Origin of the sequence: Arthrobacter sp. RT-1 (assembly GCF_003367205.1) — a bacterium.
In the GTDB taxonomy this organism is placed as follows: domain Bacteria; phylum Actinomycetota; class Actinomycetes; order Actinomycetales; family Micrococcaceae; genus Arthrobacter.
On sequence record NZ_QRGQ01000024.1, the window covers coordinates 196,270 to 207,792 of the forward strand.

Sequence of the window (11,523 nt, forward strand, 5' to 3'; positions counted from 1 at the left end):
GGCCATCGCGGCAACTGCCGCGATGGCCGCCAGAACGCGGATGCTGCCTCTGGCATCGCGCCTCACGTGGTGCTGGGGGAGAGGGGACCGGGGGAAACAGGGGTGGTGGTTTGGCCCGGAAGGTCTGCCAGGATGACACTGTTGGTGCGTTCGGGCCTGTACCACCCCACCGCTGAACCGCGCAGGGCGCGGAGCGCCGAACCAAAGACGACGTAGGCGCGCAGCGGTTCGTAGATCAGCCGGTAGATGGGCACCATGAGCAGGTGGAGGGGGTTTTCCCGCACCATGATCACGGCCACGATCGAAATCAGCAGGTGGGTTGCTGCCACGAACGCCGAGAAGATGGCGATGGCCTGCCATTCCCCGCGGCTCAGGCTGATGAAGGCCACCGCGACTGTCAGCGGCATAAACAGCAGCGGGACAAGGACGGAAATGAGGGCATAGGGCATGGTGAGCATTCCCAGGGCCCCGAACTTCGGGTTGAACAGCATGCGGCGGTGCTTGTACAGGGTCTGGAAGTTGCCGTATGTCCAGCGCAGCCGTTGCTTGAACAACCCGCGGAACGTCAGGGGCGCTTCAGTCCACGCCACGGCTTCATTTTCCTGGACGATGCTGTACCCCAGGCGCTGCAGGGAAAGCGTCAGGTCGGCGTCTTCAGCGAGTGTGTCATGGGAGTAGCCGCCGGCTTTCAGCAGTGCCTCACGGCGCCATGCAGCGCACGCTCCGGGAACGATGGAGATCGCGCCCATGAGGCCCTCTGCCATGCGGGTGACACAAATACCGGAGAGATACTCAAGGCTTTGCCAGGCGGTGACGATGTTCCGCCGGTTCCCGACCTTGACATGCCCGGCAACGGCTCCAACCTCCTTGCCGTTCCGGGGGGCCAGGAAGTGGCGGGCGAACATTTTTATCGTCTGGGGCTCGAAAAGTGTGTCGCCGTCCAGGGTCACCACAATCTCTCCGCGCGCCTCTTCGATTCCATAGTTGCTGGCTGCGGATTTGCCGCCGTTGGCCTGGTCGAGGACCCTGAGGCCGGGCCATGATTCGGCATACTCCCTCAGGACAGCAAGGGTACTGTCCGTAGAGCCATCGTTGATGGCGATGACTTCCAGCCGGGGGTAGTCACTGGCCTGAAGGGCATCGAGGGTTTTCGCCACCACGAGTTCTTCATTGAAGACCGGCAGGATCACGCTGACCAATGGCCACTCTGATTCGGCGATCTCCTCCCACCGGCGCTTCTTTTGGCGCCTGTTGTTGATGATGGCCAGGACCACGAAGAGGAACGTGAGGATGGTGAGGGATCCGATGCCGAACCAGAACAGCCAGTTCAGCAGCAGGTTGGGGGTCACCAGGTAGGTTGTCAGCGCCGCGAGGGTTACGTTGTCTTCAACGCTTGCCGGCACACTGTGCTGGGGCACGTAGTCGGCCGGCAGCAAGGGTTGCAGGGTGGCGAAAGTGTAGCCCTGCGCCTTCGCCTGGGGAATGAATTTCTTCAGCATCTCGATGGTTCCCCTGCGGTCCCCGCCTCCGTCGTGGAGGAGGACGATGTGCCCTTCGCCGTTCAGCTCCGGAATGGGGATTTCGGCTTCCGGGAGGTATTCCCAGTCCCTGGTATCCAGGTCCATGCTGACGTGCAGATAACCGAGTTGCTGTGACTGCAGCAGTGCCAGCGTGTTGTTCTCCGGGTCGCCGGTGGGGATGCGGAACAACCGGGACTCGTAGTTGTCGGCGGCACGCATGACCCGGTCGGTTCCGATGATTTGCTGGCGGTTGAAGGCATCATCGTGGGCCCAGAAGTCGATATGGGACATGGTGTGGTTGCCCACCATGTGGCCTTCCCGGACTATGCGCCGGAAGATGTCAGGATATTTGACGATGTTGTCCCCGACAGTGAAGAACGTGGCCGGTACGCCCTCGCGGGACAGCAGGTCCAGGATTTCCGGCGTGAACCTGGGATCCGGGCCGTCATCGAATGTCAGCATGAGCGTGCGCTCTTTGGTCTTGCCGTAGGCCTCCACAACATAGGGACTGGCGCCGATCAGCTTTGACTCTTCCGGTGTGGCTTCCCGCCAGACGGTGTCACTGAAGGGATCCTTCAGCAGAACTTTGCCGTCCTTATTTTCTACCGTTGCGATCCTGTGGAACGTAGCCTCGCCCAGGTCCACTCCGATCCTGGGGATGTTTTCCAGGTCCTGCAGGTCCAGCAATTGCCTGGGGTACGTCGCGACCTGATTCTGCTGCCCGGAGTGGACCGGGGCCGTGGCGGCGGGGAGGACCATCACAACTGACAGGACCATCAACAGCATGAGCGCAAGCAGGCAGCTGAGAATCCGGCGCCAGCGCTTGCCGCTTGCGTCGAAGAAGACAGGTGCCGCAGGGGATGAAGGAGATGGCGATGGAAGTGTCATGGAACCCTCGCATAGGAGCTGGACAATGGAGCGGGGATACACCCCGGTCGTGGGTAGTGAGTCCTGTTCCTCGAGCTTCAGCAAGGATCCGGCCGGCAATCAATCCTCAGGAGAAGAGATCACCGTGATCTGCCCACCTGGAGCGTTGGCAGAAGCCCTGAAAGCTGCTGCCCTGAATTCGAGACTACGGGGGCCGGTTGACGTCAACATGCGTAAGTGGTACTCGAATTCGAGTACCCCCATACTTGGTTACCTACAGGCGGCGCACCAGCCAACTTGCCTCCCAGCTTGCCTGGTATCCGGCGTCGTCGTCCCGTTCCACCAGGACATGCGTGACGGTGTAGGCGATGGCGTGGCAGGTGATGGCACGGACCTTGACGGGCGCCGGGCGGAGCATCAGCACCGGCCTGCCCGGGGCCTGCCGGAGCGCGTCCTCGGGGGCGGTGTCACGCGTTCCGGATGCCTGGGGGAGTGGGGACAACACCGCGCTTTTTTCTGCGGGTTCAGGGGAAAGCGGCATGATGATTCCTGGCTGTTGTGCACCGAAGCCGTCTGCATAAGCCGGCGAAGGAATGTGGCGATGACTGCCGGCAGAAGCCGAAGATGGCATGTGCGAACGACGATAGAAGACCGGCCGGCGTTTGGCACCCGTGGTGAGGTACCTGAATCTTCCCGGCGGGCTACCTGTGAACGGTCCATTGTGGCCAGCTGCTACTGCATGATGAAGTAACTACTGGTTTAGGCGTTCCGAGTACTTTTGCCCACCCTGGAGGTCCTGTGAACAAGCCACTGTGGATCTGCTGCCTTTTGGGCGCCGCTGTTGGAATCACCCTCGGCCTGGCAGTCTTCGACAGTCCGGTGGTGGGTTTCGCGCTTGGCCTGGGTGTCGGCGCCTTAGTGGGCGCCGGGATAGGGTCCAGGCGTTAGTCCGGGGAGGGGCGGGATTATCGCTACTTTACATAATGTAGATTATCGGCGTTTCGGAGAGGGGCCCGGACGGGGGTCGGGAAGGCCTGGAACGCCTGCAAGAGTTACCAGGACAAATGCGCAGGTCAAAAGCCTGAACCATTGTCTTAATCCGGGGCCTCGCTAAGAATGTGTCAATGACGGTCTACGTGCGATCACTTGAAACTGCAGTCCCGAAGACGATGCTGATCCAGTCAGAAGCCCGTGACGTATTTGCGGCCCAGCCCGGATTAACGCGGCTGGGCTCCAGGCTGGTGAATACGTGCTTTGACTCCGCGGCCATCGACACACGGTTCACCGCCGTCGACGAACTCACCAACGACTTCCGCTCCGATGACCCCCAGTTCTACGACCCTGCCACCGGCCTCCTGCTGAATCCCAGCACCAAGGTACGCAACGACATCTTCGCCCGGGAAGCTACCAAGCTCTTTGTCGAGGCCGCCCGTGCCGCCGTGGACGCCTGCCCGGAACTGGATTTACTTGACATAACTCATCTCGTTACGGTGTCCTGCACCGGTTTCTTCAACCCCGGCCCGGACTACAAGATCGTGCGGGAGCTGGGCCTGGATCCGGCAGTCCAGCGATACCACCTGGGCTTTATGGGTTGCTATGCAGCTTTCCCCGCGCTGCGCGCCGCCAAGCTCTTCTGCGAGGCCGACCCGAACGCCGTCGTCCTGGTGGTGTGCGCCGAACTGTGCTCCCTGCACGTGCGGACATCCAACGACCCCGACACCATCATGGGCTCGGCGCTCTTCGCCGACGGCGCCGCTGCCGCCGTCGTCACCGCCAGGCCGGGCGCGGAAGAAGCCTCGCTGCTGCAGCTGGACCACTTCGAAACGGTACTCACCCCCGTGGGCGAGGACTCCATGGCCTGGAACATCGGTGACCACGGCTTCGAAATGGTGCTGGGCAACTACGTTCCGCACATCATCGACGACCACATCGTGGGCGCGCTGCAGCCCCTCCTGGCCCGGGAACCTGAACTGCAGGCACTCCCCTACACGTCCATCCGGCACTGGGCCATCCACCCGGGCGGGCGGAGCATCCTGGACAAGGTCCAGTCCCGGCTCGGCCTCACGGACCAGCAGCTGGTTCCTGCCCGCGAAGTCCTGCGGAACTACGGCAACATGAGCAGTGCCACCGTGCTGTTCGTCCTGAAGCACATCCTGGACCAGGACAACGGAATCAACGACCCCCAGTCCGGCGATCACCAACCCGCCGGCAGCGGACCTGGTGACGATCGGATCTGCTCCATGGCCTTCGGCCCGGGACTCACGGTGGAGACGGCCATGTTCACCAAGCTGCCCCAGGCGCCGCGCGTCAGCAACGCGATGGCCGAACGGGACGCCCGTTACGAACCGGCAGAAGCGCCGGTGTCCTGACCGGGTGGGATTCCTGATGCGGGAGCGCGCCGCCGGAGTCGTGGAACTGATGGACCTGCCGGACTGCGATCCGTGGCGCCTGGACAACACCTACCGCCAGTTTGCCGTGGTCAACCGGGTTCTGGGCGGCTGGCGCCGGCTGTACCGGCGTGAACTCCTCCCCATGATGACCGCCGGCTCAGGTACCGCCACGCTGCTGGACATCGGCTCCGGCGGCGGCGACCTTGCCGTCATGCTTGCCCGCTGGGCGGAACGTGACGGACTGACGCTCCGGATCACGGGCATCGACCCCGATCCGCGGGCCGCCGCCTTCGCGTCGAAGCGGCAGCCGGTCCGGGGCGTCGAATTCCGGCAGGCCCACAGCGGAGACCTGGTCCAGGAGGGCAGGACGTACGACACCGTGATCTCCAACCATGTCCTTCATCACTTGAGTGCAGACGAGCTGCAGCAGCTGCTGGCGCATTCGCAGATCCTGGCGGCACAGAAGGCCCTGCACAATGATCTCCGCCGGAGTCCCATCGCCTATGCACTGTTCGGGGTGGCCGCCCTGCCCTTCCCCCGCTCCTACATCCGGGCGGACGGCCTGACCTCGATACGGCGGAGCTACACGCTCCCGGAGTTGGCGGCAATCGCTCCTCCGGGCTGGACGGTTGAGCGAAGCACTACCTTCCACCAGGTCCTCGCCTGGCGCAGGAACTGACTGTGTCCACCGACGTTGTGATCGTGGGCGCCGGACCGGTTGGCCTGTACCTTGCCGCGGCGCTCCTGCAGGAAGGCATTACCGTGCGGGTGCTCGAACGGAGACCGGCGCGGGATGCCCACTCCCGCGCCATCGGCATCCACCCGCCCGCCCTTGCAGCCCTGGACGGGGTCAACGTGGCATACGCGATGGTCCGGGAGGGTGTGCCCATCCGCACCGGAATGGCTGTCAGCGGCGGAAAAACTGTAGGCACCATGCGCTTCGACACGGTGTCGGAGGACTTTCCCTTCGTTCTGGCCCTCCCCCAGTTCCGGACGGAGCAGCTACTGGAGGACCGCGTCCGCGCCCTGGACAGCGGAGCGCTGCTGAGGGGTGTGCAGGCCACGGCTGTAACGGACGACGGCGGCCGGCCCAGCGTTTCGGTCCAGTCTCAGCCGGGTGCCACGCAGGGAAGCAGGAACTTCACGGCGTCCCTGGTGGTCGCCGCCGACGGTGCCCGGTCACACTTCCGCGATGTCCTGGGCGTGCCGGTGCAGAGAAGGACCTACCCGGACCATTACCTGATGGGCGACTTCGCTGACCCCGGCATCCATGGGGACATGGCCGTCCTGTTCCTCGAGCCCGGGGGGATTGTCGAGTCATTCCCCCTTCCGGGCGGAGTCCGGCGTTGGGTGGTCCGCCTCACCCGGCCCGCGGAAACCGCAGGGGCAGGCGACCTGGCAGAACTCGTACAGCAGCGCACCGGAATTCGGCCCGATCCCGGCACCAACAGCATGCTCTCGGCGTTCAGCGTCCGCTCCACCCTGGTCCGCCGAATGGTCGTGGGGCGGACCATCCTGATCGGGGATGCAGCCCATGAAATCAGCCCCATTGGCGGCCAGGGCATGAACCTCGGCTGGCTCGACGCCCAGGCGCTGGTGCCGCTCATCCGCGAAGCCGTGGCCGGCCGCCCCATGGACCACGGATTCCGGAAATTCGACGAAAGCCGGCGGCGCGCGGCAATCCTTGCCAGGCGCCAGTCAGAGATCAATATGATGCTGGGCCGCCCCCTGCCGCCCGCCCTGCTCGGCCTGCGTATTGCAGGCGTTGGAGCCGCCGTCGCCACCCCGGCACTAAACCGGTGGGTGGCCAGGCGCTTCACCATGCAACAACGGCGCTGGTTTCCCGGATACAGCAGGTTTAGTTACCGGAAGTAGCAGTCGTAGCTGTCCTGGCTGACAATCAGGCCGTTGCTGACTTCAAAGACAGACGAGGTCCTTGCCCGGATCGTGTCTCCCCGGTCCCAGTACGGGAGGTCCATCAGCACCGTTGCCGACCAATCCGCTTCTACAGCCACCCGACCGCCCTCGCACGTGGTGCGCCGGATGGCGAACTTCTGGTCCGCGACCACCTGCGCCGCCTGGTCCGCGCCGGCCAGCACATCATGCAAGGACCGCCTGGAGCCCTCCGGAGCCAGCAGGTGCGGGGCCTCCTCCAGCACGAATGAGTCGGCCAGGAAGGGCTTGATCCCGGCCGCTCCCCCGCCGGCTTCGAGTACCCGGATGAACCCGAGAACGCGGTCCAGCGGCGAGTCAGGGTGGGAGGGGAAGTCAGCCATGGGATAGACACTAGCCCAGCCCCGGAAGCGTCCCGGTATTCAGTAGGCTTTCGTCATGACCCACGCCGCGCCCGGGACCACCCTCACAGCAGAACAGATACGCGAACTTGTGGAACACATCCTCTCCGCCGGGACGTTGCCGCCCATCGTCCAGGCGGGCCACCCCGCACTGCGTCAGCGGGCCGCTGCCTTTGACGGTCAACTGCCTGCTGACCAGCTTGCCCGGCTCATCGACCTCATGCGCCAGGTCATGCACGAGGCACCGGGAGTGGGCCTGGCGGCGCCCCAGCTTGGCATACCGCTGCAGCTCGCGGTGGTCGAGGACCAGTTCGACGTCGACTCGGAGGCAGCCGCGCTGCGTCAACGGAACCCGCTGGAGTTCCTCGCTGTCCTCAATCCCAGGTACACCGCCCGGGGGTCCGGGACCGCCTCCTTCTACGAAGGATGCCTCTCACTGAACGGACTCCAGGCTGTGGTGGCGCGCCCGGAGAGCGTACTGCTTGAGTTTGAAACGCCCGACGGCGCGGCGGTCCAGCGGGAGTTCTCCGGCTGGCAGGCCCGGATCGTGCAGCACGAGACGGACCACCTCAACGGCATCCTCTACCTGGACCGTGCCCAGCTGAGGTCCTTGAGCACCAACACCGAGTACGCCGCGCACTGGGCCGAGGCCGGAATCAGCAGGGCACGCCAGGGCCTCGGGTTCGACGACGGACCTGCAGGTATCAGCGCCGGCTAAGCCTTTCCCCGTGCCCCCGTCATCCCCGCCCGGGCCTATTGCCGCCACCCTAAGATGGTTCAATGCCCTCTTCCGACCATCTCCCCCTGCTGTGCCCGGTGTGCTCGGGTCCGCTGGTTTTTGCCGGCGCGGATACCGCCGGTGCCACTACGGGCGGTCCCACTGCGGCCGCAGCCGGCGCGGCGCCCTCCCGCGTGCCGGGGCAACGTCGGCTGGCCTGCGCGTCAGGCCACAGCTTCGACGCAGCCCGGCAGGGCTACTTCAATCTGCTGGTGGGCAAGGGCACGGCCTTCGAAGCTGACACCGCGGCGATGGTGGAGGCCCGCGTCAACTTCCTTGGCCACGGGCACTACCGTCCGTTGGCCGAAGCGGTGGCAGCCGCCGTCGTGCCTTGTTTGTCCGACCACAATGGAGCCATCCTCGACTCGGGAACCGGAACCGGGCATTACCTGCGGCAAGTGCTGGATACTGCCGCGGCCCAGGGCCGTGAGGTCACAGCGGTAGGCCTGGACATTTCCAAGTTCGCGCTGCGCCGCGCCGCCCGGCTGAACCCGGAGGCAGTCAACCTGGTGTGGGATGTGTGGCAGCCACTCCCACTGGCGGACAGGTCTGTCGATGCCGTCACGGTGGTGTTTGCGCCGCGCAATCCCGCTGAATTTGCACGGATCCTGCGGCCGGCGGGCCGCTTGGTTGTTGTCACTCCCCGTACCGGGCACCTGGGGAACCTCGTGGCAACAGCAGGAATGCTGTCGATCGAGGAGAGCAAGGATGCGCGGCTGGCAACGGCGATGGCCCGCTATTTTGACATTGACACCACGTCCGACATCGATGTTCCCCTTACCCTCACGCGCCACGAAGCAGCAGACCTGGCCTTCATGGGCCCCGCGGGGCACCACGCGGACCGGGATGCCATTGGCGAACGGTTTGACGACCTCCCGGAACCCGTGCGGACCGAAGCGAAGTTCCGGCTCCTGGTTTTCCGCCCCAAGGAGGCGGCAACCGCGTAACGACTTGGCCACTATCCCTGGCCGCCCGGCATGAGCCAGCCCACACCCGATGCGCCCGGACTAGGATGGAAGGACAGTTACCGGAGGTTCCGCGCACGCGGTTCCCCGTAACGAAGGGGGAACCGGTGTTCGAATGGTTGGGGGAAAACTGGTGGGCCCTGTGGCTCACGGCTTTCCTGGCATTTGCAGTGATCGAGATGATCACCCTTGACCTGTTTTTCATCATGCTCGGCGGCGGAGCCCTCGCCGCCCTGGTGGCCGACTTTGCCGGCGCTGACGGATGGCTCCAGATCGTTGTTTTCTGCGTCGTCTCCCTGTTGATGATCGCCTTCGTCCGCCCGGTGGCACTGTCCCACCTGAAGAAGGGCCCGGCCGAGCAGCGGACCAATGTGGACCGGCTGATCGGCGAGCAGGCCGTGGTGATGGAAGCCGTAACCTCTGACGGCGGCCTCGTGAAAATCGGCGGCGACATCTGGAGCGCACGCTCGGCAGCGGGGGTCCTTCCCGCGGGCCAGAAGGTGGTCGTGGCTGCCATCGACGGCGCCACGGCTGTGGTCTCGGCTCCGCCGGCCACCACCGGCCAGTCCTGACACAGCCTTACTAATTGGGGAAGAAGGAAACGTATGGAAAACGCAGGAGGAGCCGCATTGGCCATCGTGCTGGTAGTCCTGATCGTGTTTGTGATTATCGTTCTGGTCCGCTCGGTCCGGATCATTCCGCAGGCACGGGCCGGCGTCGTCGAACGGCTTGGAAAGTACCAGCGCACGCTCAACCCGGGCCTCACAATCCTGATTCCCTTTGTGGACCGGCTCCTGCCGCTGCTCGATCTCCGCGAACAGGTGGTTTCGTTCCCGCCGCAGCCGGTGATCACCGAGGACAACCTGGTGGTGTCCATCGACACCGTGGTCTACTTCCAGGTCACTGACCCGCGCGCGGCAACCTACGAGATTGCCAACTACATCCAGGCCGTGGAACAGCTCACCACCACGACGCTGCGTAACGTCGTGGGCGGGTTGAACCTTGAAGAAGCGCTGACGTCGCGTGACCAGATCAACGGCCAGCTCCGCGGTGTCCTGGATGAGGCCACCGGACGCTGGGGTATTCGGGTTTCCCGTGTTGAGCTGAAGGCCATTGATCCGCCCCACTCCATCCAGGACTCGATGGAAAAGCAGATGCGCGCCGAGCGGGACCGCCGCGCCGCCATCCTCACGGCCGAGGGAACCAAGCAGTCAGCCATCCTCACCGCAGAAGGACAGCGGCAGGCTTCCATCCTCGCCGCCGAGGGCGACGCCAAGGCTGCCATCCTCCGTGCTGACGGTGAAGCGCAGGCCATCCAAAAGGTCTTTGATGCCATCCACCGCGGCAACCCTGACCAGAAGCTGCTGGCCTACCAGTACCTGCAGACCCTGCCAAAGCTGGCCGAAGGATCATCCAACAAGCTGTGGATCATCCCCAGCGAAGTCGGCGAAGCCCTGAAGGGGATCGGCAACGCCCTGGGCGGTACCAACCCCGATCCGGGCGCAACCGGTGGCCTGTTCGACGAGGTGGGAGCCAAGCCCTCCGAGCCGTAGGCAGTGCAGTAAAACTGGAAGGGATCTGCGCCGGTGACCAGTTCACCAGCCCGGATCCCTTCCTTTATTTTGCTCCCTGCGGCATGGCACCCGTATAATTGGGTATTTGTCCGGCAGGAGCAATCCGCTGGAACAACAAAGCTTCGCAATGCGTTGAATCTTATGATGCAGCACAGAGCACACAGTAGCCCGGCGGTGCTTCGTCACCACCGGCTGGCGCGGGGTTCTACTCCGCGAACCGATAAGAGGGAGAAATCATGAGCGATCGCAGCCTGCGGGGTATGCGCCTTGGTGCGCAGAGCATGGAGACCGAGTCCGGAGTCGAGCCGGCACCGCGTCAGCGTGTCGAGTACCGTTGCGAGGACGGCGAGCAGGTCTTTGTTACTTTCTCCTCCGAAGCGGAGATTCCCCCCGTGTGGGTTTCCAAGACCGGCAAGGAAGCGCTTCTGGTCGACGGCGAACGCCCCGATACCAGCAACGACAAAGCTGTCCGCACGCACTGGGACATGCTGCTGGAACGCCGCTCCCTGCCCGAACTGGAGCAGATCCTCGAGGACCGGCTGACCATCCTGCGCGAACGCCGCGGGGAACGCCGCTCGGCCTAGGTCTTTTCAACGAAAGAGGGGCCGTTCCTGCACGTAAGTGCAGGAACGGCCCCTCTTTTCGCGTTCCGCGTCCGGACCGGTGATGATCCGGTCCGGAACGGCGGACAGCCTAGGGCTGGGCGGAGGGCTTCTTGCCCCTCAGGGTGTTCCAGCGGGCCTGCAGGCCCCACTTGGTGACGTTGATCATGGCTTCGACCACGATGTTGCCGCTCATCTTCGAGGCGCCGAGTTCGCGCTCCACGAACGTGATGGGGCGTTCCTCGATGCGCAGGCCCATCCGTGCCACCCGCCACGCCAGGTCAACCTGGAAGCCGTAACCGACGGAGTCCACCTGGTCCAGGTTGAGTTTTTCCAGGGTTGTCCGGCGGAAGGCGCGGTATCCGCCGGTGACGTCCTTGATTTTCAGGCCGAGCATCAGGCGGGCGTAGGTGCTGCCCACCCGGGAAATGGCCTGGCGGTAGAGGGGCCAGTTCACCACGCGTCCGCCGGGCACCCAGCGGGAACCCATGGCAAGGTCTGCGCCCTGCTCGATGGCCTCCAGGAGCTGGGGC

11 protein-coding genes and 1 pseudogene are annotated in these 11,523 nt (G+C 64.4%); 8 read left to right on the plus strand and 4 right to left on the minus strand.

The features are described from left to right. Nucleotides 1-62 precede the first annotated feature (62 nt). Together DXK94_RS16575 and DXK94_RS16580 are read right to left on the minus strand one after the other, a co-directional pair. Nucleotides 63-2,408 carry a bifunctional polysaccharide deacetylase/glycosyltransferase family 2 protein gene (locus DXK94_RS16575; protein WP_115525849.1) on the minus strand — a complete coding sequence of 782 codons (2,346 nt, stop codon included), beginning with the start codon at nt 2,406-2,408 and terminating at the stop codon, nt 63-65. Between the two features lie 253 nt (nt 2,409-2,661). Next, nucleotides 2,662-2,928: a hypothetical protein gene (locus DXK94_RS16580; RefSeq protein ID WP_115525780.1), complete on the minus strand. Its 267-nt coding sequence runs from the start codon at nt 2,926-2,928 to the stop codon at nt 2,662-2,664. 583 nt (nt 2,929-3,511) lie between these two features. Here DXK94_RS16580 and DXK94_RS16585 point away from each other — a divergent pair. Genes DXK94_RS16585 through DXK94_RS16595 form a run of 3 tightly spaced genes read left to right on the plus strand, consistent with a single transcriptional unit; the run spans nt 3,512 to nt 6,652 of the window. Then, on the plus strand, nt 3,512-4,756 hold the full coding sequence (locus DXK94_RS16585; RefSeq protein WP_115525781.1) for a type III polyketide synthase: 1,245 nt from the start codon (nt 3,512-3,514) through the stop codon (nt 4,754-4,756). Nucleotides 4,757-4,772: 16 nt separating this feature from the next. Continuing rightward, nucleotides 4,773-5,456 (plus strand): class I SAM-dependent methyltransferase, encoded by a 684-nt coding sequence (locus DXK94_RS16590; protein ID WP_115525850.1) that lies wholly within the window; start codon nt 4,773-4,775, stop codon nt 5,454-5,456. A gap of 2 nt (nt 5,457-5,458) precedes the next feature. Then, complete coding sequence (locus tag DXK94_RS16595; protein ID WP_115525782.1) at nt 5,459-6,652, plus strand: NAD(P)/FAD-dependent oxidoreductase; 1,194 nt, start codon at nt 5,459-5,461, stop codon at nt 6,650-6,652. Here DXK94_RS16595 and DXK94_RS16600 read toward each other — a convergent pair. After that, nucleotides 6,640-7,053 (minus strand): nuclear transport factor 2 family protein, encoded by a 414-nt coding sequence (locus DXK94_RS16600; RefSeq protein WP_115525783.1) that lies wholly within the window; start codon nt 7,051-7,053, stop codon nt 6,640-6,642. The genes DXK94_RS16595 and DXK94_RS16600 overlap by 13 nt on opposite strands. A gap of 55 nt (nt 7,054-7,108) precedes the next feature. Between DXK94_RS16600 and DXK94_RS16605 the strand changes: the two genes are divergently transcribed. From DXK94_RS16605 to DXK94_RS16625, 5 genes are all read left to right on the plus strand, one after another. Continuing rightward, nucleotides 7,109-7,789, plus strand: a complete 681-nt coding sequence (locus DXK94_RS16605) for a peptide deformylase (RefSeq protein ID WP_115525784.1) — start codon at nt 7,109-7,111, stop codon at nt 7,787-7,789. Nucleotides 7,790-7,851: 62 nt separating this feature from the next. Beyond that, nucleotides 7,852-8,796 (plus strand): putative RNA methyltransferase, encoded by a 945-nt coding sequence (locus DXK94_RS16610; RefSeq protein ID WP_115525785.1) that lies wholly within the window; start codon nt 7,852-7,854, stop codon nt 8,794-8,796. 125 nt (nt 8,797-8,921) lie between these two features. Beyond that, the gene (locus DXK94_RS16615) at nt 8,922-9,386 is read left to right on the plus strand and encodes an NfeD family protein (RefSeq protein WP_079596145.1); all 465 of its coding nucleotides are present in this window, start codon (nt 8,922-8,924) and stop codon (nt 9,384-9,386) included. Between the two features lie 33 nt (nt 9,387-9,419). Further along, nucleotides 9,420-10,367, plus strand: a complete 948-nt coding sequence (locus DXK94_RS16620) for an SPFH domain-containing protein (RefSeq protein WP_079596144.1) — start codon at nt 9,420-9,422, stop codon at nt 10,365-10,367. Nucleotides 10,368-10,624: 257 nt separating this feature from the next. Next, nucleotides 10,625-10,972, plus strand: a complete 348-nt coding sequence (locus tag DXK94_RS16625; RefSeq protein WP_013600997.1) for an RNA polymerase-binding protein RbpA — start codon at nt 10,625-10,627, stop codon at nt 10,970-10,972. Nucleotides 10,973-11,081: 109 nt separating this feature from the next. Here the strand turns inward: DXK94_RS16625 and DXK94_RS16630 are convergent. Then, nucleotides 11,082-11,523, minus strand: a pseudogene (locus DXK94_RS16630) (dolichol-phosphate mannosyltransferase); the annotation flags it as partial.